At 64.0% G+C, this 23,575-nt stretch carries 25 protein-coding genes and 3 tRNA genes; 9 read left to right on the top strand and 19 right to left on the bottom strand.

Going from position 1 to position 23,575, the window contains the following annotated elements; translation table 11 throughout:
* The 10 genes from nuoF to RPC_RS12010 all read right to left on the bottom strand — a co-directional run bounded on the left by nuoF (position 1) and on the right by RPC_RS12010 (position 6,815).
* Entirely contained in the window at positions 1–1,326 is a 1,326-nt protein-coding gene (gene nuoF / locus RPC_RS12055) for an NADH-quinone oxidoreductase subunit NuoF (protein WP_011472857.1), read from the bottom strand.
* A gap of 18 nt (positions 1,327–1,344) precedes the next feature.
* Positions 1,345–1,563: a hypothetical protein gene (locus RPC_RS26485; RefSeq protein ID WP_041801746.1), complete on the bottom strand. Its 219-nt coding sequence runs from the start codon at positions 1,561–1,563 to the stop codon at positions 1,345–1,347.
* Positions 1,560–2,315, bottom strand: a complete 756-nt coding sequence (gene nuoE / locus RPC_RS12045; protein WP_041801744.1) for an NADH-quinone oxidoreductase subunit NuoE — start codon at positions 2,313–2,315, stop codon at positions 1,560–1,562. Before nuoE ends, RPC_RS26485 begins: the two co-directional genes overlap by 4 nt.
* A 13-nt stretch (positions 2,316–2,328) precedes the next feature.
* Positions 2,329–3,291, bottom strand: a complete 963-nt coding sequence (locus RPC_RS12040; RefSeq protein WP_208855658.1) for an FkbM family methyltransferase — start codon at positions 3,289–3,291, stop codon at positions 2,329–2,331.
* On the bottom strand, positions 3,291–4,481 hold the full coding sequence (locus tag RPC_RS12035) for an NADH-quinone oxidoreductase subunit D (protein ID WP_011472853.1): 1,191 nt from the start codon (positions 4,479–4,481) through the stop codon (positions 3,291–3,293). The genes RPC_RS12040 and RPC_RS12035 overlap by 1 nt, the downstream gene beginning before the upstream one ends.
* 66 nt (positions 4,482–4,547) lie before the next feature.
* A complete protein-coding gene (locus RPC_RS12030) occupies positions 4,548–4,928 on the bottom strand; it encodes a four helix bundle protein (protein ID WP_041801742.1) in 381 nt (126 codons plus the stop codon).
* 87 nt (positions 4,929–5,015) lie between these two features.
* Positions 5,016–5,615, bottom strand: a complete 600-nt coding sequence (locus tag RPC_RS12025) for an NADH-quinone oxidoreductase subunit C (RefSeq protein ID WP_011472851.1) — start codon at positions 5,613–5,615, stop codon at positions 5,016–5,018.
* A complete protein-coding gene (locus RPC_RS12020) occupies positions 5,612–5,824 on the bottom strand; it encodes a hypothetical protein (protein WP_415914831.1) in 213 nt (70 codons plus the stop codon). Before RPC_RS12020 ends, RPC_RS12025 begins: the two co-directional genes overlap by 4 nt.
* A 29-nt stretch (positions 5,825–5,853) precedes the next feature.
* A complete protein-coding gene (locus RPC_RS12015) occupies positions 5,854–6,459 on the bottom strand; it encodes a NuoB/complex I 20 kDa subunit family protein (RefSeq protein ID WP_011472849.1) in 606 nt (201 codons plus the stop codon).
* Complete coding sequence (locus RPC_RS12010; RefSeq protein WP_011472848.1) at positions 6,450–6,815, bottom strand: NADH-quinone oxidoreductase subunit A; 366 nt, start codon at positions 6,813–6,815, stop codon at positions 6,450–6,452. Before RPC_RS12010 ends, RPC_RS12015 begins: the two co-directional genes overlap by 10 nt.
* Positions 6,816–6,992: 177 nt before the next feature.
* On the opposite strand from RPC_RS12010, the gene RPC_RS12005 reads away from it, so the two are divergent.
* Complete coding sequence (locus RPC_RS12005) at positions 6,993–7,199, top strand: hypothetical protein (RefSeq protein WP_041801740.1); 207 nt, start codon at positions 6,993–6,995, stop codon at positions 7,197–7,199.
* A gap of 261 nt (positions 7,200–7,460) precedes the next feature.
* Here the strand turns inward: RPC_RS12005 and RPC_RS12000 are convergent.
* A tRNA-Asp gene (locus RPC_RS12000) sits at positions 7,461–7,537 on the bottom strand.
* Between the two features lie 167 nt (positions 7,538–7,704).
* Here RPC_RS12000 and RPC_RS11995 point away from each other — a divergent pair.
* Positions 7,705–8,064 (top strand): HU family DNA-binding protein, encoded by a 360-nt coding sequence (locus RPC_RS11995; RefSeq protein ID WP_347339312.1) that lies wholly within the window; start codon positions 7,705–7,707, stop codon positions 8,062–8,064.
* A 54-nt stretch (positions 8,065–8,118) separates the two neighbouring features.
* Positions 8,119–9,402, top strand: a complete 1,284-nt coding sequence (gene pepT, locus RPC_RS11990) for a peptidase T (RefSeq protein WP_011472845.1) — start codon at positions 8,119–8,121, stop codon at positions 9,400–9,402.
* 6 nt (positions 9,403–9,408) lie between these two features.
* On the opposite strand, the gene RPC_RS11985 is transcribed toward pepT, so the two are convergent.
* Positions 9,409–9,675: a hypothetical protein gene (locus RPC_RS11985; protein WP_415914830.1), complete on the bottom strand. Its 267-nt coding sequence runs from the start codon at positions 9,673–9,675 to the stop codon at positions 9,409–9,411.
* A gap of 147 nt (positions 9,676–9,822) precedes the next feature.
* Here RPC_RS11985 and RPC_RS11980 point away from each other — a divergent pair.
* A tRNA-Val gene (locus tag RPC_RS11980) sits at positions 9,823–9,897 on the top strand.
* 123 nt (positions 9,898–10,020) lie between these two features.
* Here the strand turns inward: RPC_RS11980 and lon are convergent.
* The 5 genes from lon to RPC_RS11955 all read right to left on the bottom strand — a co-directional run bounded on the left by lon (position 10,021) and on the right by RPC_RS11955 (position 16,983).
* Positions 10,021–12,447 (bottom strand): endopeptidase La, encoded by a 2,427-nt coding sequence (gene lon, locus RPC_RS11975; RefSeq protein ID WP_041802757.1) that lies wholly within the window; start codon positions 12,445–12,447, stop codon positions 10,021–10,023.
* A gap of 298 nt (positions 12,448–12,745) precedes the next feature.
* Positions 12,746–14,020, bottom strand: a complete 1,275-nt coding sequence (clpX, locus tag RPC_RS11970; RefSeq protein WP_011472842.1) for an ATP-dependent Clp protease ATP-binding subunit ClpX — start codon at positions 14,018–14,020, stop codon at positions 12,746–12,748.
* A 401-nt stretch (positions 14,021–14,421) separates the two neighbouring features.
* On the bottom strand, positions 14,422–15,054 hold the full coding sequence (locus RPC_RS11965; protein WP_011472841.1) for an ATP-dependent Clp protease proteolytic subunit: 633 nt from the start codon (positions 15,052–15,054) through the stop codon (positions 14,422–14,424).
* Positions 15,055–15,384: 330 nt separating this feature from the next.
* Positions 15,385–16,746, bottom strand: coding sequence for a trigger factor (gene tig, locus RPC_RS11960; RefSeq protein WP_011472840.1), 1,362 nt, complete (start codon positions 16,744–16,746; stop codon positions 15,385–15,387).
* A gap of 152 nt (positions 16,747–16,898) precedes the next feature.
* Positions 16,899–16,983: transfer RNA gene (locus tag RPC_RS11955), tRNA-Leu, on the bottom strand.
* Between the two features lie 152 nt (positions 16,984–17,135).
* Here RPC_RS11955 and RPC_RS11950 point away from each other — a divergent pair.
* Both RPC_RS11950 and RPC_RS11945 read left to right on the top strand, forming a co-directional pair.
* Entirely contained in the window at positions 17,136–18,461 is a 1,326-nt protein-coding gene (locus RPC_RS11950; RefSeq protein WP_011472839.1) for a multicopper oxidase family protein, read from the top strand.
* A gap of 129 nt (positions 18,462–18,590) precedes the next feature.
* Positions 18,591–19,022: a virulence factor gene (locus tag RPC_RS11945; protein ID WP_415914829.1), complete on the top strand. Its 432-nt coding sequence runs from the start codon at positions 18,591–18,593 to the stop codon at positions 19,020–19,022.
* Between the two features lie 99 nt (positions 19,023–19,121).
* On the opposite strand, the gene RPC_RS11940 is transcribed toward RPC_RS11945, so the two are convergent.
* Positions 19,122–20,621: a bifunctional ADP-dependent NAD(P)H-hydrate dehydratase/NAD(P)H-hydrate epimerase gene (locus RPC_RS11940; protein WP_011472837.1), complete on the bottom strand. Its 1,500-nt coding sequence runs from the start codon at positions 20,619–20,621 to the stop codon at positions 19,122–19,124.
* Positions 20,622–20,776: 155 nt separating this feature from the next.
* On the opposite strand from RPC_RS11940, the gene RPC_RS26175 reads away from it, so the two are divergent.
* The 3 genes from RPC_RS26175 (at position 20,777) to glnA (ending at position 22,877) form a co-directional block, all read left to right on the top strand.
* Positions 20,777–21,058, top strand: coding sequence for a hypothetical protein (locus RPC_RS26175; protein ID WP_157043196.1), 282 nt, complete (start codon positions 20,777–20,779; stop codon positions 21,056–21,058).
* Positions 21,045–21,383 carry a P-II family nitrogen regulator gene (locus RPC_RS11935; protein WP_011472836.1) on the top strand — a complete coding sequence of 113 codons (339 nt, stop codon included), beginning with the start codon at positions 21,045–21,047 and terminating at the stop codon, positions 21,381–21,383. The genes RPC_RS26175 and RPC_RS11935 overlap by 14 nt, the downstream gene beginning before the upstream one ends.
* A gap of 84 nt (positions 21,384–21,467) precedes the next feature.
* The gene (gene glnA, locus RPC_RS11930; protein ID WP_011472835.1) at positions 21,468–22,877 is read left to right on the top strand and encodes a type I glutamate--ammonia ligase; all 1,410 of its coding nucleotides are present in this window, start codon (positions 21,468–21,470) and stop codon (positions 22,875–22,877) included.
* Between the two features lie 131 nt (positions 22,878–23,008).
* Here glnA and RPC_RS11925 read toward each other — a convergent pair whose 3' ends face one another.
* Positions 23,009–23,512, bottom strand: a complete 504-nt coding sequence (locus RPC_RS11925) for a hypothetical protein (RefSeq protein WP_011472834.1) — start codon at positions 23,510–23,512, stop codon at positions 23,009–23,011.
* Positions 23,513–23,575 lie beyond the last annotated feature (63 nt).

Genomic DNA, 23,575 nt, shown 5'->3' with positions numbered 1-23,575 from the left:
CTACTCCGCCGCGGCCAGATGCGCGGGATCGAGGATGCCCTGGTCGTCGAGCGCGGCGCGGCGCGAGAAGTCGTCGATGCGGCGCTCGATCTCCGGCCGGAACGCGCGGATCAGGCCCTGGATCGGCCACGCCGCGGCGTCGCCCAGCGCGCAGATGGTGTGACCCTCGACCTGCTTGGTGACCTCGAGCAGCATGTCGATCTCGCGCTTGTGGGCGCGGCCCTCGACCATGCGCGACAGCACCCGCCACATCCAGCCGGTGCCCTCGCGGCACGGCGTGCACTGGCCGCAGCTCTCGTGCTTGAAGAAGTAGCTGATGCGCGCGATCGCCGCGACCACGTCGGTCGACTTGTCCATCACGATGACGCCGGCGGTGCCGAGGCTGGACTTCACCGCGCGGGTGCCGTCGAAATCCATGATCAGCTCGCCGCAATCGGCGGCCGGAATCAACGGGCACGACGCGCCGCCGGGAATGATCGCCAACAGATTGTCCCAGCCGCCGCGAATCCCGCCGCCGTGCTTTTCGATCAGTTCGCGGAACGGAATGCCCATCGCCTCTTCGACGACGCAGGGCGTGTTGACGTGGCCGGAGATGCCGAACAGCTTGGTGCCGACATTGTTCGGTCGGCCGATCGAGGAGAACCAGGCCGCGCCGCGGCGCAGGATGTCGGGCGCCACCGCGATCGACTCGACGTTGTTGACCGTGGTCGGGCAGCCATAGAGACCGACGTTGGCCGGGAACGGCGGCTTCAGCCGCGGCTGGCCCTTCTTGCCTTCCAGGCTTTCCAGCAGTGCGGTTTCCTCGCCGCAGATATAAGCGCCGGCGCCGTGCGTGACATAGAGCTCGAACGGCCAGCCGTGAATATTGTCCTGGCCGATCAGCTTGGCCTCATAGGCCTGATCGACCGCCGCCTGCAGATGCTCGCGCTCGCGGATGAATTCGCCGCGGACATAGATGTAGCAGACCTTGGCGCCCATCGCGAAGCTGGCGAGCAGGCAGCCCTCGACCAGCACGTGCGGGTCGTGCCGCATGATCTCGCGATCCTTGCAGGTGCCGGGCTCGGACTCGTCGGCGTTGACCACGAGGTAGCTCGGTCGGCCGTCGGTCGACTCCTTCGGCATGAACGACCATTTCATTCCGGTGGGGAAGCCGGCGCCGCCGCGGCCGCGCAGCCCGGAGGTCTTCATCTCGTTGATGATCCAGTCGCGACCTTTTTCGATGATCGCCTTGGTGCCGTCCCAGCTGCCGCGGCGGCGCGCGCCTTCGAGGCCCCAGTCGCCCTGGCCGTACAGATTGCGGAAGATGCGGTCCTTGTCATCGAGCATGGCTAGGCGCTTCCCCGATCAACGATTGGCTTGCATGTAAGCGAGGCCCGCGGCGCAGCCGCCGAAGGTCAACGCCCACACCAGGCTGGATTCCAGCGACGCGCTCAGCGCGTAGTGCTGCAGCAGGAAGATGAACACCGCAGCGGTCACCGCGTGCAGCATTATATAACGCAGATGTTGCATCGGCCCAACTCCCTTGGATACCGCCGAACCCGGAACGCCGCGGTCGGTCATCATCGATCCTTCCGGGTGGCGTCGTCCGCCGGCGGCTTCGGCGACGGACGTTCCTGAACGTTGGCCGCCTCGCCCGGTTTCTTGGCCTCGGCGTCGGTCAGCACCGGGTGCGGCACCGCGCCGTGGTCCGGGTCAGTGTCCGGCGCGCCGACCGACTTCAGCACGCGCGGGCCGCCTTCGGGCGCGGCGAACTGTCGGCCATTCTGCGGACCCGGGGTCGGGAAGTTGCCGCTGGCAAAACCATCCAGCACCTTACCGAAACTTTCCGGCGTCAGATCCTCGTAGGTGTCCTTGGTGATCATCACCATCGGGGCGTTGACGCAGGAGCCGAGGCACTCGACCTCTTCCCAGCTGAAATTGCCGTCGGCCGACAGATGAAACGGCTCGTGGTGGATCCGGTTCTTGCAGACCTTGATGATGTCCTCGGCGCCGCGCAATCGGCACGGCGTGGTGCCGCAGACCTGGACGTGGGCCTTCTTGCCGACCGGCTGCAGCTGAAACATCGTGTAGAAGGTGGCGATCTCCAGCGCGCGGATATGCGGCATCTGCAACAGATCGGCGACCGCGCGGATCGCGGCTTCGGTGATCCAGCCGCCGAGTTGTTCGTGCGCCCGCCACATGATCGCGATCACCGCGGAGGCCTGCCGGCCCGGCGGGTATTTCGCGATCTCGCGCTGCGCCCATGCGAGATTCTCCTCGGTGAAGGCGAAGCTCTCGGGCTGCAATTCCTTGGGTGCCAAACGACGGACGGCCATTATCTTAAGTCTCTCATTGAACCCGCCGCGAGGCGTTGGCATTCAGGCTGTTGATGCGCTCGTCCCAGAACGGGCTGGCGGTGCCGAACACGTTGTATCCGACATTCGATGCGACCTTGATCCGGTCGAGGATCGCGAAACTGTCGACGGCTTCGAAACGTCCCGTGGTCGGATCGTAGACATACAGCTTCAGGGCGGTCTGGGTCAGAATAAAGCGCGACACCGTGTGGTTGGCGTCGCTGCCGTGTTCCTCGCACAGGATCATGGCGTCGCCTTGCAGCAAGCTCCGACCGCCCTTGATGGCTTCGATCTCGACGCCTTCGACGTCGAGCTTGACGATGTACTTGCCGCCCGCGGGCAGCTTGCCCTGCTCGAGCAGGCTGTCGAGCGACACCACCTGAACCTGCTCGCCGCCGGCAGCGGAATCACCAACGATGCTGAACGCCTCGTGCTTGGTGCCGGACAGCCACGCGGTGCCCGGCACCGCGCCGATCGCGCAATTGAGAATCGCGAAGCGATCGCCGTTGAGGCGCGCGTTGTCGGCGAGCCTGGCGAAATTCACCGACGACGGCTCGATCGCGATCACCTGGTGCGCCCCGAACGGCGCGCTGGAGGCCAGCACCGACCAGTAGCCGTAATTGGCGCCGCAATCGACCATGACGTAGTCGACATCGACGCAGCCGCGAAACAGCAGTTCGATCTCGTTTTCGTAGTGGAACGAGCGATCGAGCAGCTTGCTCCAATAACCGTCGCCGTAAGGAAACGCGAACACCGCATCCGGATTGAGCCGGATCGCGATGTCGCGCTGCGGCAACGCCTTGCGCAACAGATTGGCGCAGCGATTGTAGCCGCGATACGAGAAGGTCGAGGACACCTTGGTGCCGGCCCACAGCGCGCCTGCGGCCAGCCGTTCCCAGGCGTTGGCGCCTTCGAGAACTCCGGTTGCGCGGTCGAACTGGATGGGCGGCTGCGCGATCACCGATCGACCTCGCCGAACACGATGTCGAGCGAGCCCAGGATCGCCGAGACGTCGGCCAACAGATGGCCGCGCGAGATAAAGTCCATCGCCTGCAGATGCGCGAAGCCCGGCGCGCGGATCTTGCACTTATAGGGTTTGTTGCTACCGTCGGAGACCAGGAACACGCCGAATTCGCCTTTCGGCGCCTCGACCGCGACGTAGACTTCGCCGGCGGGCACGCGGAAGCCCTCGGTATAAAGCTTGAAGTGATGGATCAGCGATTCCATCGAGCGCTTCATCTCGCCGCGACGCGGCGGGAAAATCTTGTTGTCCTGGACCGCGACCGGGCCGCCGCCGTCCGGCGCGCGCAGCTTGGCGATGCACTGCTGCATGATCCGCACCGACTGCCGCATCTCCTCCATGCGGATGCAATAACGGTCGTAGCAGTCGCCGTTCTTGCCGATCGGAATGTCGAATTCCAGCTCGGCGTAGCACTCATAGGGCTGCGACTTGCGCAAATCCCAGGCGGCGCCGGAGCCGCGCACCATGACGCCGGAAAAGCCCCACTCCCAGGCCTGCGCCAGCGTCACCACGCCGATATCGACGTTGCGCTGCTTGAAGATCCGGTTGCCGGTGAGCAGCCGATCGAGATCGTCGATGACTTGCGGAAACGCGACGCACCACGCCTCGATGTCGTCGACCAGCTTCGGCGGCAGGTCCTGGTGCACGCCGCCGACGCGGAAATACGCCGCGTGCATCCGGCTGCCGGAGGCGCGCTCGTAAAACATCATCAGCTTTTCGCGCTCTTCAAAGCCCCACAGCGGCGGGGTCAGCGCGCCGACGTCCATCGCCTGCGTGGTGACGTTGAGCAGATGCGACAGGATGCGGCCGATCTCGCAATACAGCACCCGGATCAATTGGGCGCGGCGCGGCACCGCGATGTCCAACAGCTTCTCGGCGGCGAGGCAGAAGGCGTGCTCCTGATTCATCGGCGCGACGTAATCGAGCCGATCGAAATACGGGATCGCCTGCAGATAGGTCTTGGCCTCGATCAGCTTCTCGGTGCCGCGATGCAACAGCCCGATATGCGGATCGACCCGCTCGACGATCTCGCCGTCGAGCTCCAGCACCAGCCGCAGCACGCCATGCGCCGCCGGATGCTGCGGTCCGAAATTGATGGTGAAGTTGCGAAGCGCGCCTTCAGGCATGGTGTGCGACCTCCGCAGGCGCCGACGGCGCGCGAGCGAGTAGCGAATGGCGAATGGCGAATGGAATCACTGCGGCGACGCCCTCTGCTGAAGCGACCGGATCAAGGCGCGGATCATTTTGCCCAGGCTTTCGCATTGAAGGAGAACCGGCTGCACATCGGCCTGCGCAATTGAAACCCGCTGCGCCAGCAGCAGATGGGTTTCGAGTTCCTTCAAGGAGCCCTGCGCGATGCGCAAATGCTGCACGAAGCTGCCGGTGTGCTCCCGACCATGACCTTCCGCGATATTGGCCGGCACCGAGCCCGCCGCACGTCGGATCTGCGATGTCAGGCCGAACAGTTCGTCGCGCGGAAACTGCCTGGTCAATCGATAGCAAGCCTCGGCCAAGGTCATGGCGTCCTGCCATACCCTGAGGTCCCGATATGAATTGATCGATGGATCGCTCAATCGTCATTCCCGCTCGCCGCTCGCTATCCGCCACTCGTCCCGCTTTCCGATCATGCCCTGCTATTGCTATTCGCTATTCGCCACTCGCTATTCGCTTCTTTTCTCGTCGCCGGGCAGCGGATAGTCCGCGCCTTCCCAGGGCGAGAGGAAATCGAATTTGCGGAATTCCTGGTTGAGCCGCACCGGCTCGTACACCACCCGCTTCTCGTCGTCGTCGTAACGCACCTCGACGAAGCCGGAGAGCGGAAAGTCCTTGCGCAGCGGATGGCCGTCGAAGCCGTAGTCGGTGAGGATCCGCCGCATGTCGGGGTGGCCGGTGAAGATCACGCCGTAAAGATCGTAGGCCTCGCGTTCGAACCAGTCGACGCCGGGGAACAGGTCGATCAGCGAGGGCACCTGGGTGGTTTCGCTGGCTTCGGCGCGCAGCCGGATCCGGGTGTTCAGCGACGGCGACAGGAAATGCCAGACCACGTCGAAGCGATTGGCGCGGCCGGGATAGTCGACCGCGGTGACGTCGATCGGGCTGATGAAACGGCAGCGCGGATCGTCGCGCAGAAACCGCACCACCTCGACGATCTTGGCGGCATCGACGGTCAGCGTCAGTTCGCCGAACGCGATCGATGCGTTGCTGACCGCTGCCGGCAGCGCCGCCTTGATGGTTTCGCCGAGTTCCGCGAGGTCTGTCACTTCTGGCTCTCCAAGTCCCGAACCTTCTTTTCCAGCGCCACGATGCGTTCCTCGAATTCGCCGGTAATCAGCTTGCTCATGAGCGTATCGGCCGTGAGCGCGTGCTTGAAGCTCTTCTGCGCGCTCTCCATAACGTCGAACCGCGCATCCATATGATCGCGCAACGCCGCCACTTCGCTCCGCATTTCCCGCAGCAGCGGAATGATCATGTCCTCAGGTTCGGCCATGGCTCAGGACCTCAGCGTTCGATCGTTCCGGTGCGCCGGATCTTCTTTTGCAGCAGCATCACGCCGTACAGCAGCGCTTCCGCGGTGGGAGGGCAGCCCGGCACGTAGATATCGATCGGCACGATGCGATCGCAGCCCCGCACCACGGCGTAGGAGTAGTGATAATAACCGCCGCCATTGGCGCAGGATCCCATCGAGATCACGTAGCGCGGCTCCGGCATCTGGTCGTAGACCTTGCGCAGCGCCGGCGCCATCTTGTTGGTCAGCGTGCCGGCGACGATCATCACGTCGGACTGCCGCGGAGACGCGCGCGGCGCAAAGCCGAACCGTTCGGCGTCGTAGCGCGGCATCGACATCTGCATCATCTCGACCGCGCAGCAGGCCAGACCGAAGGTCATCCACATCAGCGAGCCGGTGCGCGCCCAGGTGATCAGATCATCAGTCGCGGCGACGAAGAAGCCCTTGTCGGCGAGCTCGTTGTTGACCTCGAGGAAAAACCGGTCGTCGGCGCCGACCGGACGGCCGGTGCGCGGATCGAGAATGCCGGTCGCGGCCGGCGCGACCAGGGGCCGCGGCAATCGCGGCCCGGCAGTCGTGGCGTTCGGGCTCAATCCCATTCCAACGCGCCCTTCTTCCATTCGTAGGCAAATCCGACGGTCAGCACACCGAGAAACACCATCATCGACCAGAATCCGGTGGCCCCGAGTTTCCCGAACGCCACCGCCCAGGGAAACAGAAATGCAACTTCGAGATCGAAAATGATGAACAGGATCGCCACCAGGTAGAACCTGACGTCGAATTTCATCCGGGCGTCCCCGAAAGCAGTGAACCCGCATTCATAAGCGGACAATTTTTCGGGGTCCGGCTGCTGGTAGGCGACCACGAAAGGCGCCACGAGCATCGCCACGCTCAAGCCCGCCGCGACCATGATAAAGATCACAATGGGAAGATAATTCGGCAAAATGCCGCTCATCGGCCGTCCCTGTTCCCGCGGCGTGCGCTGCTGCGGATTCGTTGAGTTTTAGAATTGCTCTGGCTTAGCGCAGCGCAATAGGGGTGGCAAGACACGGTCTTAGGAGGCTGGTCTCGGGCCGCCGGGCGGCGGCGAGCGGGAACTTGCAACAATGCGGGTTCATCTTCAAGTCATACAGTGAATCTCAAACGCCTCCGCTTTTCGCTCGCAGTTCATCACCAGCAACGCCCTTCCCGCACCGATGATTCGGCCGCGCGATGGTCGGCGCTCGCGATGATCGTCCTCGCGATGATGGCTCCGGCGATTCGCCGGGGCAGCCGCCACGTCCAGTCCGCGATCGCGCCGCGACGCGATCAGGCGCCCGTCGCGGGCAAGCAATCCTGAACATTGCCCGCGCCGCGCCGACGCCGTCCCTGACGATCGCGGCTCAGATGGGAGATCGCCGCGGCGGCGCAAGGGCTGAGAGCGTCGGGCGAGCCGTAGCGCCACTTTTTATGCTCTCGACGGCAGAACGCGGCAATCCATGCGGCAGCAGAAGATCCTCGTGCAAACGCAGCGCAGCGTTTGACTTGCGTGAGGCCCGCTTGGAAGCGTCGGAATTCAATGGAAGGTCGGTGGCGCGGCTCGAAAGGGCCATCGAAATGATGGCGCGAGAGACGGGGCTCGAACCCGCGACCTCCGGCGTGACAGGCCGGCGCTCTAACCAACTGAGCTACTCCCGCGTGATGTGCATCGCGCAGGTGACGGGACTTAAAGGGCGGATGGATGCAAGTCAAGGCTATCGCGAAACCCTTTTTCTGCCGGCCGCTTTTGCGAGGGTGATGCAAATAATGGGCTATTTACGGGCCAAACGGCGTAGGCAGAACGCACCCGAATCGTTTAAGGCCTGATACGTCTTAGTTTCCTAAGCCGACAACAACCTGGAGGGCCAAAAATGGCGAAGAAAGCAGCGACCGCGAAAGCCGCGACACCGACCACCGTGACGCTCAAGCATCTGGCGGCCGCATTGGCCGAAGAGCATGAATTGTCGAAGAAGCAGACCGAAACCATCCTCGGCGACCTGGTCGGCCGCATCACCAAGCACCTGAAGAAGGGCGAACGGATCCGAATCGTCGGCCTCGGCATCCTGCAGGTTCGCAAGCGCGCCGCCCGCATGGGCCGCAATCCCGCGACCGGCGAAGCGATTCAGATCAAGGCCAGCAAGAAAGTCGCCTTCCGCGCCGCCAAGGAACTGAAAGAAGCGGTCTGAGTTCGACCGGTCTAACGTGGTCATTCCGGACCGCCGCGCCGCGGCAGCGCCGGAATGGCCGATGTGAAGATGCACGAGGTGACGGTGTCGTCCCGAATCAGTTTTCCCCACACCGTCACCGAGCGATTCTTGCGCTACGTCGCGATCGACACCCAGTCGGACCCGAGTTCGGCGAGTTGCCCGTCTACTGAAAAGCAGAAGGATCTCGGCGCGCTGCTGGTCCAGGAGCTGCGCGCCATCGGCCTGGCCGATGCCGAACTCGACGCCCACGGCTATGTCTATGCGACGATCCCGGCGACCACCGACAAACCGGTGCCGGTGGTCTGCTTCTGCTCGCATATGGACACCTCGCCGGATTGCTCCGGCGCCGGCGTCAAACCGCAGATCGTGAGGAATTATCAAGGCGGCGACATCGTCCTGCCCGGCGATCCGACCCAGGTGATTCGCGCCGCCGAGCATCCGGCGCTGGCCGATCAGATCGGCCACGACATCATCACCACCGACGGCACCACGCTGCTCGGCGCCGACAACAAGGCCGGCATCGCCGAGATCATGGATGCGGCCGCGTTTCTGGTCAGCCATCCACAGATCAAGCACGGCGCCATCAAGATTCTGTTCACCCCGGACGAGGAAATCGGCCGCGGCGTCGACAAGGTCGACCTGAAACGACTCGGCGCCGACGTCGCCTACACCATCGACGGCGAGACCGCCGGCCATCTCGAGGACGAGACTTTCTCGGCAGATTCCGCGGTGATCACCATCGAAGGCGTCAGCGCCCACCCCGGTTTCGCCAAGGGCAAGATGGAGCACGCCATCAAGATCGCCGCGGCGATCGTCGAGCGGCTGCCCAAGCACGGCTGTTCGCCGGAGACCACCGAGGGCCGCGAGGGCTTTGTGCATCCGATCGGGATCAGCGGCGCGCTGGAAAAGGTCACGCTGGTGCTGATCGTGCGCGACTTCACCGAAGCCGGTCTGCACGACAAGGCAGCCCTGCTGCAGCGCATCATCGACGAGGTGATGCAGGATTATCCGCGCTCGACGGCGAAGCTCGAGGTCAAGCCGCAATACCGCAACATGAAAGAGGTGATCGATCGCCACCCGCAGATCGTCGACTTCGCGATCGAGGCGATCAGGCGTGCCGGGCTCACCCCGGTCCGCACCAGCATCCGCGGCGGCACCGACGGCTCGCGGTTGTCGTTCATGGGGCTGCCCTGCCCCAACATCTTCGCCGGCGAACACGCCTTCCATTCCCGGCTGGAGTGGGTCAGCCGGCAGGACATGGAAAAGGCCGCGGAGACCATCGTCCACCTGGCGATGATCTTTGAAGAGCGATCCTAAGCGCTCCTATTTCGCCGCCCCGGTCGCCTTCGCGGAACTGCCGGGTTTGTTTCGATTGGCCGGGGTTGCTGCGGTCTTCGCCGGTCCGTCCTGGCGCACGGTGCCCCAAGGGTCGGTCGGAGCGGCGTTGGGAACGTTGCCGAGCGATTTTTGATAGGCTCTTTCAGCCCGCTTTTCGGACTCGATCTGGGCGGGGGTTTTGTCGGGATCCGGTTCGCCGTATTTCTGCACCGGCTGTTGCGCAGCGGCAGGTCCGGCAAGCAATGCGATCATCGCGATGGCGCAGAAAACTCTCATTGCGGAAGCTCCAGGCTGAATACCCCTGCTTATCATCCCCCTCGCACTGTCGCCAATGGGATAGCGCAGCGCGCCGCCGGCCGCCTTGCGCGCAGCACCGCTGCCGCGCTAGATGAGGGCTCCGGGCGGTTAGCTCAGCGGTAGAGCATTCCCTTTACACGGGACAGGTCGGCGGTTCGATCCCGTCACCGCCTACCACCTCCCCCCAATTCCCAGCCCCCTTCCCTCGGACATCAGCCTGCTCCGGCCATACTCCGGCGCGCACAAAAAAGCGGCGCCCCGAAGGACGCCGCTGATGTCGTTTGCTGGGCCTCAGGAGGCTCAGTGCGCGGTCAGACCGCCGGCCGCCTCATCGGCCGCATCCGGCTTGGCCGGCAACGGGCTCGGCTCTTCCCAGACGATCGGGATCGGCCTGCGCACCAGCGCGTTGCCGATCACGTCGTCCATCCGCGCCACCGGGATGATGTTCATGCCGCCCTTGATGGCGTCGGAAATCTCGGTGAGATCCTTGGCGTTGTCCTCGGGGATCAGCACCGTCTTGATGCCGCCTCTGGCCGCCGCCAACAGCTTCTCCTTCAAGCCGCCGATCGGCAGGATCCTGCCGCGCAGCGTGATCTCGCCGGTCATCGCGACGTCGTGCCGGATCGGAATGCCGGTCAACACCGAGACGATGGTGGTGGCCATCGCCACGCCGGCGGACGGACCGTCCTTCGGCGTCGCGCCCTCCGGAACGTGAACGTGGATGTCGCGCCGTTCGAACAGCGGCGGCTCGATCCCGAAGGTGATCGCGCGCGAGCGGACGTAGGACGCCGCCGCCGAGATCGATTCCTTCATCACGTCGCGCAGATTGCCGGTCACCGTCATGCGGCCCTTGCCGGGCATCATCACGCCTTCGATGGTCAGCAACTCGCCGCCCACGTCGGTCCATGCCAATCCGGTGACCACGCCGACCTGATCGTCGCTTTCGATCTCGCCGTAGCGGTACTTCGGAATGCCGAGGAAGTCTTCCAGCGACTTCTCGGTGACCTTGACCACCTTCTTCTTCGACAGCATCAGCTCCTTGACCGCCTTGCGGGCGAGCGTCGACAGCTCGCGCTCAAGGTTACGCACGCCCGCTTCGCGGGTGTAGCGCCGGATCATCAGCAGAAGCGCATCGTCGTCGATCGACCATTCCTTGGAGTTCAACCCGTGCTTGGTCAAAGCGTTCGGGATCAGATGTTTTCGCGCGATTTCCACCTTCTCGTTTTCGGTGTAGCCGGCGATCCGGATGATCTCCATACGGTCCATCAGCGGCCCCGGGATATTCAGGGTGTTCGCCGTGGTGATGAACATCACGTGGGACAGATCGTAGTCCACCTCGAGATAGTGGTCGGCGAAGCTGCCGTTCTGTTCGGGGTCGAGCACCTCGAGCAGAGCCGACGACGGATCGCCGCGGAAATCGGCGCCCATCTTGTCGATCTCGTCCAAGAGGAACAGCGGGTTCGAGGTCTTGGCCTTGCGCATCGACTGGATGATCTTGCCGGGCATCGAACCGATATAGGTCCGGCGATGGCCGCGGATCTCCGCCTCGTCGCGCACGCCGCCGAGCGACACCCGGACGAATTCACGTCCCGTGGCCTTGGCGATCGACTTGCCGAGCGAGGTCTTGCCGACGCCGGGCGGGCCGACCAGGCACAGGATCGGGCCGGTCAGCTTGTTGGCGCGGCTCTGCACCGCGAGATACTCGACGATGCGGTCCTTGACCTTCTCCAGCCCGTAGTGGTCGTTGTCCAGCGTCGCTTGCGCGGCCGCGAGGTCCTTCTTGACCTTGGACTTCTTGTTCCACGGGATCGACAGCAGCCAGTCGAGGTAGTTGCGCACGACGGTGGCTTCCGCCGACATCGGCGACATCTGCCGCAGCTTCTTCAGCTCGTGCTGGGCCTTGTCGCGGGCTTCCTTGGAGAGCTTGGTCTTGACGATCTTCTCTTCCAGATCGGCCAATTCGTCGCGACCTTCGTCGTCGCCGAGCTCCTTCTGGATCGCCTTCATCTGCTCGTTGAGGTAGTACTCGCGCTGGGTCTTCTCCATCTGCCGCTTGACGCGGCTGCGGATGCGCTTTTCGACCTGCAGCACCGAGATCTCGCTCTCCATCAGCCCCAGCACCTTCTCCAGGCGCGAGGTCACGGACAGCGTCTCCAGGATGCCCTGCCGATCGGCGATCTTCACCGCCAGATGCGAGGCCACGGTGTCACCGAGCTTGGCGAAATCGGTGATCGCCTGCACCACGCCGACGACTTCGGCGGAGATCTTCTTGTTGAGTTTGACGTAGCTCTCGAAGTCCGAGACCACCGAGCGCGACAACGCCTCGGCCTCGACGCTGTCGGCGTCGGTGTCGGCGAGCGCCACCGCGGTGGCTTCGTAATATTCGGTGCGGTCGGTGTATTTCTCGACCTTGGCGCGCTCCAGCCCTTCGACCAGCACCTTGACGGTGCCGTCGGGCAATTTCAGGAGCTGCAGCACGCTGGCCAGCGTGCCGATCTCATAGATCGAGTCCGGCGCAGGATCATCGTCCGACGCGTTCTTCTGCGTCGCCAGCATGATCAGCGCGTCGTTCTTCATAACTTCTTCGAGTGCACGGATCGATTTTTCGCGGCCGACGAACAGCGGCACGATCATGTGCGGGAAAACCACGATATCGCGAAGCGGCAGCACCGGATAGGAGTGGCTCTCGCCGTGAACGATCGATGGCCGGGGTTTGGTGGCGGTCATGGCCCATTCCTTTTGTTGCGCCCCCTTGCACGCGACCCGCTTCATCGGCGCCGTCGCCACAAGGTGCAGAGGTGGTCCGACTCGTTCGGCCGAAGGGCTCCACTTGTCCGGATCAGATGACGGCGAATCCAAGTCAGTTCGTCATCGCCGCTGCATTAGGTGGCTATCGACCCACAAGGTGTCAAGCCGCTGCAAACACTGGTACGAAAGGGCTGAATGCGCGTGCGCGCACAGCGAACACCGCGACGCTGGCGCGGTGTTCGCAGGACTTTGACGGCAGCAATTGCGCTGCAACTGATCAGGCGCTGGCGCTGCTTTCGGCGGTCCGATCGGAGCGGTCGGCGTAGATGTACAGCGGCCGCGCCGTACCTTCGACGACCTCGCGCGAGATCACCACCTCTTCGACGCCTTCCAGGCCCGGAAGATCGAACATGGTCTCGAGCAGGATGCTCTCCAGGATGGAGCGCAAGCCGCGCGCGCCGGTCTTGCGCTCGATCGCCTTGCGGGCCACCGCGCCAAGCGCCTCGTCGGCGAAGGTCAGCTCGATGTTCTCCATTTCGAACAACCGCTGGTACTGCTTGACCAGCGCGTTCTTCGGATCGGTGAGGATCTTCTTCAGCGAAGCCTCGTCGAGATCCTCGAGCGTCGCCACCACCGGCAAACGACCGACGAATTCCGGGATCAGGCCGTACTTCAGCAGATCCTCGGGCTCGACGTGGCGGAAGATTTCGCCGGTGCGGCGATCTTCCGGCGCCAGCACCTGCGCCGCGAAGCCGATCGAGGTCGACCGACCGCGTGCGGAGATGATCTTCTCGAGACCCGAGAACGCGCCGCCGCAGATGAACAGGATGTTGGTGGTGTCGACCTGCAGGAATTCCTGCTGCGGATGCTTGCGGCCGCCCTGCGGCGGCACCGACGCGACGGTGCCTTCCATGATCTTCAGCAAGGCCTGCTGCACGCCCTCGCCCGAGACGTCGCGGGTGATCGAGGGGTTGTCGGACTTGCGCGAGATCTTGTCGATTTCGTCGATGTAGACGATGCCGCGCTGCGCCCGCTCGACGTTGTAGTCGGCCGACTGCAGCAGCTTCAGGATGATGTTCTCGACGTCCTCGCCGACATAGCCGGCTTCGGTCAGCGTCGTCGCATCGGCCATCGTGAACGGCACGTCGAGGATGCGGGCGAGCGTCTGCGCGAGCAGCGTCTTGCCGGACCCGGTCGGGCCGATCAACAGGATGTTCGACTTCGCCAATTCGACGTCGTTGTGCTTGGTCTGGTGGTTGAGGCGCTTGTAGTGGTTATGCACCGCGACCGAGAGAACCTTCTTGGCATGGCTCTGGCCGATCACGTAATCGTCGAGAACCTTGCAGATTTCCTTCGGGGTCGGAATTCCGTCGCGCGATTTCACCAGTGAGGATTTGTTCTCCTCGCGGATGATGTCCATGCACAGCTCAACGCATTCGTCGCAGATGAATACGGTGGGTCCCGCAATCAGCTTGCGGACTTCGTGCTGGCTCTTTCCACAGAACGAGCAATACAGCGTGTTCTTGGAGTCGCTCGTGCCGACCTTACTCATTTATATCTCCGTCCGCCGTTCGATCTCATCTGCCGATCGCTCCACCCGGAACTCCGGGACTTAAAGTAGAAATAGAGCAAAATCCGTACCAGAAAAGATCCCCGCGCTCAGCTGCCGCACGAATTGCGGCCATTTCGAATCCCCCAACCACTCAGTCGATCCGTTAAGCCAATCATGCTGTCATCCGACTATCAAGAATTCGCTAATCGAATGAAGGCATGACGACGTAACCATAGCGTGATTTGGGGCGGTCACGCGACCCTCATTGACGGAAAACAGAGCAGAGTTGCGAGATTACCACTTTCGCCGAGCACGAATGCGGAACAATCAAGCAACAAAGGCGGTTTTCCGGGATCTTTTAAGTCCTACCTCCGTAATCGACCGGGGGGCCTGCCCGGTGCTTACGGCGCCTTCGGCGTCGGTTCCTCGGAGCGCTTGTCGATCACCTTGTCGACGATGCCGAAGTCGCGGGCCATGTCGGCGGTGAGGAACTTGTCGCGCTCCAGCGCGTCCTCGATCGCCTTGTAGGTCTGCCCGGTGTGCTTGACGTAGATCTCGTTGAGCCGCTTCTTCAGGTTGAGGATCTCCTGGGCGTGCAGCATGATGTCGGTGGCCTGACCCTGGAATCCGCCGGACGGCTGATGCACCATGATCCGGGAGTTCGGCAGCGAAAACCGCATGTCGGGATGGCCGGCGGCCAACAGCAGCGAGCCCATCGAGGCGGCCTGCCCGGTGCACAGCGTCGACACCGGCGGGCGGATGAACTGCATGGTGTCGTAGATCGCCAGGCCCGAGGTCACCACCCCGCCGGGCGAGTTGATGTACATCGAGATTTCCTTCTTCGGATTCTCGGCTTCCAGAAACAGCAGCTGCGCCACGGTCAGCGTCGACATGCCGTCCTCGACCGGCCCGGTGACGAAGATGATGCGCTCCTTCAGCAGGCGCGAGAAGATGTCGTAGGCCCGCTCGCCGCGGTTGGTCTGTTCGACCACCATCGGCACGAGGTTCATGTAGGTTTCCACCGGATCGCGCATAAATCACCTGAAGGTTGCCGGAGGCGAGCGTCCATCGGCAGAGCCCACGGCGGCGGGGTTGCGGCGAACGAACGTCCCGTGATGCAGGACTTGAAGCGAGTTCACAGATAGGCGCCGGATCGGCGGCGACAAGGGCGAAACTCGGCTCACGTCCAAGTTCAAGCTGATTCGCGGCACCACGGCAAAGCAATGCGGACCGCGGCACCGCCGATGCTGGCTTTATCGTTAACGCCGACTCCACACGGCCGAGGTCCGAAACGACATCGGGCGCCGCACCCTTGCGGTGCGGCGCCCGATCGGCAATTCGTGTGACTGATCGCGTGACTGAAATCAGGCCGCGGTCTTCTCGGCGTCGTCGTCCTTATAGAGCTCCTCGCGGCTCACCGTCTTCTCGGTGACGTTGGCAAGCTCGAGGATGAAGTCGACCACCTTGTCTTCATAGATCGGAGCACGAAGCTGGGCTAACGCCTCGGCGTTGTTGCGATAATACTCCCAGACTTCCTTCTCGTGGCCGGGCATCTGACGCGCCCGCTCGATCACCGCCCGGCTGACTTCGTCGTCGGTGACCGTGATCTTGTTCTTTTCGCCGATCTCCGACAGCACCAGCCCGAGCCGCACCCGGCGATCGGCGATCTTGCGGTATTCCTCCTTGGCGGCCTCTTCGGTGGTGTTCTCGCTCTCGAAGGTCTTGCCGCCGGATTCCATCTCGGCCTTGATCGAGCGCCACATCAGGTCGAACTCCTGCTCCACCAGCGACGGCGGGGCTTCGAAGCGATGGGTCTCGTCGAGCCGGTCGAGCAGCACCCGCTTGACGCGCTGCCGGGTGGCGCCGGCATATTCCGCGGTCAGGCGGCCGCGCGCGGCTTCCTTCAGTTTGTCGAGCGATTCGAAGCCGAGCGTCTTGGCGAACTCGTCGTCGATCACCGACTCCTGCGGTGCTTCCAGCACGGTCGCGGTGGTCTCGAACTCGGCCGGCTTTCCGGCCAGTTCGGCATTGGTATAATTCTTCGGGAATTCCACCTTGAGCGTGCGGGTCTCGCCGGCGCCGATGCCGATCAACTGGTCTTCGAAGCCCGGGATGAAGGTCGCCGAGCCGATCACCACCTGGATGCCCTCGCCGGTACCGCCGTCGAACGGCGTGCCGTCGATGGTGCCCTTGAACGAGATCGTCACCCGGTCGCCCGACTCCGCCTTGGCGCCCTCGCCCTTGTCGGCATAGCTGCGGTTGCCCATCGCGATGCGGTTGATAGCCTCGTCGACGTCGCTGTCGGCGACCTCGGCGACCGGCTTCTCGACGCTGAAGCTCTTGAAGTCGGCGAGTTCGATGGTCGGCACCACTTCCACCGCCACGGTGTAGTTGAGGTCCGACTTGCCGGCCAAGATCTCCTCGACCTCGTTTTCCTTCGACGGCATGGTGATCTTCGGCTCGGTGGCGAGCCGGAAGCCACGCTCGGTGAAGATCTGGTCGTTGGTTTCGCGAATCAGCTTCTCGACGGTCTCGGCGGTGACCGAGCGGCCATAGATCCGCTTCAGGTGGCCGATCGGAACCTTGCCGGGGCGGAAGCCATTGAGGCGAACCTTGTCCTTCATGTCGTCCAGCCGCGCAGCGACCTTGGCGCCGATGTCCGCAGCCTGGAGAGTGACTTCGAATTCGCGCTTCAATCCGTCTGCGACGGTTTCCTTGACCTGCATGGCGTAAATCTTCTTCCCGCTTGGTCCGGTACAACGACCGGCATTGTCAATCTGATCGATGCGCGGCCAAACAGCCTGCATCGGTGGTTTGGCGGCATACCCTTGCGAATACGTCCTCCGGAAAATCGTCATGCGCAAACGCCAACGGCGCTTGGTGCGGGCGGAGGGACTCGAACCCCCACAACTTTCGTCACTGGAACCTAAATCCAGCGCGTCTACCAATTCCGCCACGCCCGCGAGGAGCATCATGTCCGGCCGCGATGCCGCGGGCGGCGGGCTTATAACATGGCTGACGTATATCGCAGCAACAAAAAAACCCAGCCGCCGCGGCGCAGCGCTGCCCCGTCCGCGACTGGACAGGATCGCAGGGACATGGTCCGAATCATAGCATGAACGCAACCTCGAATGCCTGCGGAATCCCGCTCAACCGCCGCCGCCTGATCGAAGGTCTCGGTGCCGCGTCGCTGGCCGCAGCACTGCCGCGACGCCTCCTCGCGGCGCCGTCGCGCGCGGTGCTGCTGCGGGCTACGACCGGGCTCGCCGCGCTGCGCGCCGGGCAGCCCGAAACCGCGATCGCCACCTTGACGGCGCAGCCGCCGCAGAACGCGCTGCGGTTCCGCCGCGGCGACGAACTCGCGGTGCGGTTCGAGAACGCCCTCGCCGCGCCCGCGCTGCTCGGCTGGCGCGGCATCGCCGACGCCGCCATCGAACCGCTGCTGGCGCGCCGCGCGGTCACCGGCGGCGGCAGCGACTCGGTAGCGCTGACGCTGCGCCACGCCGGCACCGCACTGTGCGATCTGCGGCTGCTCGGCGACGGCGGCGCGCAGCCATTGCCGGCCCGCGCCGTGATCGTCGAGGAAGCCGAGCCGGTGGCGGTCGATCGCGACGAAGTGCTGCTGATCGAGGATTGGCGAGTTGCGCCGGATGGCCGCGCGCTCGCCCCCGGCCGTGACGCCAAGGACGCCGCGACGGTCTACACGGTCAACGGCGCGACTGCCTTCGAGTTGAAAATCCGCGCCGGCCAGCGACTGAGACTCCGCTTCATAAATGGATGTCAACGCTCTGTTGCAGCAGTCAAAATTGCAGATCACGAATGCCAGGTAATGGCCATCGACGGGCAGCCCTGCGAGCCGTTTCCGGCCCGCGGCGGGCAATTGCTGCTGGCGCCCGGAACGCGGGTCGACGGCTTTGTCGACGCGCAGCGCCCGCCGGGTTCGAGCGCCGCGATCCTGCTGCACGACGGCGCGACCGCCCGCCCGATCGCCCGGCTGGTGTATTCAGAAGAACCGCCTGTGCGTGCCGGCTCCCTGCCGCCGGCAGCCCCGCTGCCCAGCAACGGCCTGCCGGCGCAGCTCGATCTGAAGGCGGCGCAGCGGGTCGACCTCGCGCTGGATGGAGCGGCGTGGCAACGGCCCGCCGCCTTCAATCCGGCGGCTGCCCCGGCGTTTCGGACCAAGCGCGGCCGCACCGTGGTGCTGGCGCTCAGCCATCGCGCCGCCGGCCCGATGGTGTTCCATCTGCACGGCCATCATTTTCGGCTGCTCGACCGGCTCGACGACGGCTGGAAGCCGTTCTGGCTGGACACGCTGGTGGTCGGCCCCGGCCAGACCCAGCGGGTCGCCTTCGCCGCCGAGACCGCGGGCCCCTGGCTGCTGGAGGCGATGGCCGCCGATTGGTCGGCGCCGCGGATGGTCTCAACCTATCTCGTGGACTGACCCCAATCGGCTGCCGCGGTGTGAACCGCCTTCTTGGTCGCCCGGGTTGTATTGGCCGGCGCGGCCTATATCGTAACGAGGCGACTAATAGGCCTCGGTCCAGGTGCAAGGTCGGATGGTGAGGTGCAAATGACAAAGCTTCAGCAAAAGCCGCGCCGCACTAAACTTGCGGTTGTTCCAGGCGTCGGTCACCATGGCTTCTGGCCAGAGCAGACCAGACCGCCGGGGGGCAGGATGTATGCGATTGCGTTTGATCTCGATGTCGAGGCGCTGAACACCCACTATCACAACCAAAGCTGGAACAATGCCTACGAAGACCTGCGCAAGGTCTTCGAAGCCCACGGCTTCTCCCGCCAGCAAGGCAGCGTGTATTTCGGCAACGAGCACGTCACGCCGGTCAATTGCGTATTGGCCGTCCAGGAAGCCCAGAAACTGCATCCATGGTTCGGCAAGGCCGTCCGCGATATTCGGATGCTTCGGATCGAAGAACACAACGACTTGCTGCCCGCCATCGCCCAGCAAGAGCTTGAGTTGGACCGGCAGAAGGCCGCCGGAGCATAATCCCTTATCGCTTTCGGCATCGGCCGAGAGCAAGCCGGCTTCGCCGACTGCATCGTGTCGATGCCTTGTCGGCCCCCGGGCCTTTTCGGGGGCGTCGACTCAGTACTCGATCCCGAACTCGTCATAAAGCCTGCGGAACACCGCCGGCAGCACTTCGGGCAGATCCTCGGCGATCAGCCCGGGGCCGGCCTCGCTGCCGGCTTCGCCATGCAGCCAGACCGCGATGCAGGTCGCTTCGAACGCCGGCACCCGCTGCGCCAACAGCCCGGCGATGAACCCGGACAGCACGTCGCCGGCGCCGGCGGTGGCGAGCCAGGGCGGCGCGTTGGCGGCGATGGTGGCGCGGCCGTCCGGCGATGCCACCACGGTATCGGGCCCCTTGAGCAGCACCACGGCGCCGGAGCGCTCCGCTGCCACCCGCACCCGTTCAAGTTTCGAGCGAAGTGGATTTTTGTTGCTCATGTCGCTGAACAGCCGTGGGAATTCGCCCTCGTGCGGGGTCAGCACAACCTGTGAATTCTCCGCGGATTTGATCGCCTCGAACAGCCGGTCCGGGGCATCGGCGAAGCTGGTCAGCGCGTCGGCGTCGAGCACGCTGCTGCAGCCGGCTCCGAGCGCGGCATGAACCAGTTCGCGGGTGCGGTGCCCGACCCCGGCGCCGGGACCGATCACGCAGGCGTTGAAGCGGCGGTCGGTCAACAGCGTCGCAAATTCGGCCGGGGTGTCGATGGTGCGCAGCATGATCGCGGTCAGCGCCGCGGCATTGACCGCAAGCGCGTCGCGCGGCGACGCCAACGTCACCAGGCCGGCGCCGGCGCGCAACGCGCCTCGCCCGGCCAGCCGCGCCGCACCGGAGGCTCCGAGCCCGCCGGAGACGATCACCGCGTGACCGCGGCCATATTTGTGGCCGTCGATTCGCGGCACCGGAAACGCGCGCTGCCACCACTCCGGACAGTTCTCGAAGGTGGCCGGGTGGATCTCCTGCAGCACCTCGTCGTCGATGCCGATGTCGACGACGCGGACCCGGCCGCAATTGAGCCGGCCCGGCAGCAGCAGGTGTCCCGGCTTGCGGCGGAAAAACGTCACGGTCTCGCGGGCGCGGATCGCCACGCCCATGATCGCCCCGGTATTGCCGCTGATGCCGCTCGGCAGGTCGATGCTGAGCACCGGCGCGCCGCTGTCGTTGATCGCCTCGATCACCGCCTGCGCATCGCCCTTCACCGGCCGGTTGAGGCCTGCGCCGAACAGCGCGTCGATGATCAAGGCGGGTGTTTTGATCGCCTGCGGGTGGAACGGGAACACCGGGCCCTTCCATTCCCGCGCCGCCAGCGCCGCGTCGCCTTTCAGCGCGTCGCGCTCGCCGAGCAGGATCACCGAGACCTCGCGGCCCTTCGCCAGCAATTCGGTGGCGGCGATCAGGCCATCGCCGCCGTTGTTGCCGGCGCCCGCCACCACCAGGATCGGCCCCTCTTCCACGAGGTCGCTCGCCGCATTGGCCACCGCCCGGCCGGCCGCCAGCATCAACGCAAAGCCGGACGACCCGCTGGAGATCGTCAACAGGTCGGCGCGTTCCATTTCAGTCGTGCTGAGAATTTCCATATCAGTCTCGTCACTATCGCCTTATCAAGAGGCAGCGCGCTGCGCTTTGATCGCGATCATCTGCATACAATTTGGGCTTATCGCATCATTGTTGATCATTCGGGCCTTGGTGAGCCCACCAAAGTCTACGCGCCAAGGGCCTTAATGATCTGATAATGCTCCAGGATCGGTCGACGAGCGAAATTGGCACGGACCCTGCTTTTACGGAAGTCATGTTTCGATCCTTCGTGCTCACCGGCAAAAGCAATTGGTGCGCCCGACCGTTTTCGGCTGTCCGCCTGGGCACCGCGAACGGCGCGGCGTTGCCGTTCGACCGACCGACCAGCAGAGTCATCGATCAAAAGCGCAGCGCAGCGCCATCTTCAACAGCCGTATGGAACGGCAGCTTACACACGAAGTCGGAAGTGCCGGGAGGACGTTTAGGTGAAGAAAATTGAAGCGATCATCAAGCCATTCAAGCTCGACGAGGTGAAGGAGGCCCTTCAGGAGGTTGGACTGCAGGGAATCACCGTCACCGAGGCCAAGGGCTTTGGACGGCAGAAAGGTCACGCCGAGCTTTATCGCGGCGCCGAATACATCGTCGACTTCCTGCCCAAGGTCAAAATCGAGATTGTGATCTCCGACGATCTGGTCGAGAAGGCCATTGACGCGATACGACGTGCCGCCCAGACCGGCCGCATCGGCGACGGCAAGATCTTCGTATCCAGCATCGAAGAGGCAATTCGCATTCGAACCGGCGAATCCGGGTTGGACGCCATCTAAAGACTGACCTCAGCCATCGAGCATCACCCATTGGCTGCTGGCGCGGCCATAATCACGACGACCGTAGACATATAAGGGGTAATCATGACCACCGCTAAAGAAGTCCTGCAATCGATCAAGGACAACGACGTGAAATACGTCGATCTGCGTTTCACCGATCCGCGCGGCAAGTGGCAGCACGTCACCTTCGACGTCTCGATGATCGACGAGGACATTTTCGCCGAAGGCACCATGTTCGACGGTTCCTCGATCGCCGGCTGGAAGGCGATCAACGAATCCGACATGATGCTGATGCTCGATCCGTCGACCGCGACGATCGACCCGTTCTTCGCAGAGACCACCATGGTGATCACCTGCGACATTCTCGAGCCCTCGACCGGCGAGCCCTACAACCGCGACCCCCGCGGCATCGCCAAGAAGGCCGAAGCCATGGTCAAGTCGATGGGCATCGGCGACACCGTGATGGTCGGCCCGGAAGCCGAATTCTTCGTGTTCGACGACGTGCGCTACCAGACCACCCCCTACAACACCGGCTTCAAGCTCGACTCCTCGGAACTGCCGATCAATTCCGACACCGAATATGAGGGCGGCAATCTCGGCCACCGCATCCGCACCAAGGCTGGCTACTTCCCGGTGCCGCCGCAGGACTCGGTGCAGGACATGCGCTCGGAAATGCTCGGCGCGATGGCCAAGATGGGCGTCAAGGTCGAAAAGCATCACCACGAAGTCGCGTCCGCCCAGCACGAGCTCGGCATGAAGTTCGACACCCTGACCCACATGGCCGACCAGATGCAGATCTACAAGTACTGCATCCACCAGGTCGCGCACATCTACGGCAAGACCGCCACCTTCATGCCGAAGCCGGTGTTCGGCGACAACGGCTCGGGCATGCACGTGCATCAGTCGATCTGGAAGGACGGCAAGCCGGTGTTCGCCGGTAACAAGTACGCCGACCTCTCGGAAACCTGCCTGCACTACATCGGCGGCATCATCACCCACGCCAAGGCGATCAACGCCTTCACCAACCCGTCGACCAACTCCTACAAGCGTCTGGTCCCGGGCTATGAAGCCCCGGTGTTGCTGGCCTATTCGGCCCGCAACCGGTCGGCCTCCTGCCGCATCCCCTACACCACCTCGCCGAAGGCCAAGCGCGTCGAAGTCCGCTTCCCGGACCCGATGGCCAACCCGTATCTCGGCTTCGCCGCGATGCTGATGGCCGGCCTCGACGGCATCAAGAACAAGATCGATCCGGGTCCGGCGATGGACAAGGACTTGTACGACCTGCCGAAGGAAGAGCTGAAGTCGATCCCGACGGTGTGCGGTTCGCTCCGCGAAGCGCTGGAAAACCTCGACAAGGACCGCGGCTTCCTGAAGGCCGGCGGGGTGTTCGACGACGACTTCATCGACGCCTATATCGAACTGAAGATGACCGAAGTGATGCGTTTCGAAATGACGCCGCACCCGGTGGAATTCGACATGTACTACTCGCAGTGAGATTTTGCCGCGGGTTTTTCCCGCGGCGCCTCACCTGGAATCGGAAAGGCGCTCCGCGAGGGGCGCCTTTTTCGTTGCGACGCGGTGCGACGCCGTGGTGAATTCGGCAGCGACCGCGGGACCGAAGCGCGCTAGGTTTCGTCGGCCGGGCCGGCCGCGCTTGCGGTCTCGTCACCGGCCTCGCGACCGCGCTGGTAATCGCGGTCTTGCTGCCGTTGCGCGGCGCGCGCGCCCGCCGCCATCTCCTCGCGAAGCCGATCGAACTTGCGCTGCGCCTCGCCTTCGCGCTGGTCGATATACGCCACCACCTGGTCCTTGCGCATCGGCCCGGTGCTGATCGGCCGCGACGCATAGCCGATGGTCTCGTCGACGTAGTAGTTGTCGTCGGCATCGCGCCGCGCGGTCCATCTGAAGCGCAGCGCCTCGAGCGGACCCGGGCCGCAACGCGAATAGCCGTCGATCTCAGGTTCGATCACGGCCGCCTCGGCCGCGCTCGGTTCGGTTCGATCGGCGGCGTCGGCACGATCATCGTCGTGCGCTTGCGCGGGCTCGGCCTCGGCCGGCTTGGCCGCGGGCCTTTCGAAAATGCTGGCGATCGCGGCAAGCGCGCTATCGGTCGGATCGTTATGACTCACTGGCTCGTCCCCCGACGAAATTTGACTGTCCGGATCGGCGCTGCAACGCCGACATTGCAGGCT

The organism is Rhodopseudomonas palustris BisB18 (genome assembly GCF_000013745.1).
In the GTDB taxonomy this organism is placed as follows: Bacteria; Pseudomonadota; Alphaproteobacteria; order Rhizobiales; family Xanthobacteraceae; genus Rhodopseudomonas_A; species Rhodopseudomonas_A palustris_F.
Note: the sequence above shows the minus strand (reverse complement) of the source record. Positions and strands in the feature narration are given on the sequence as shown.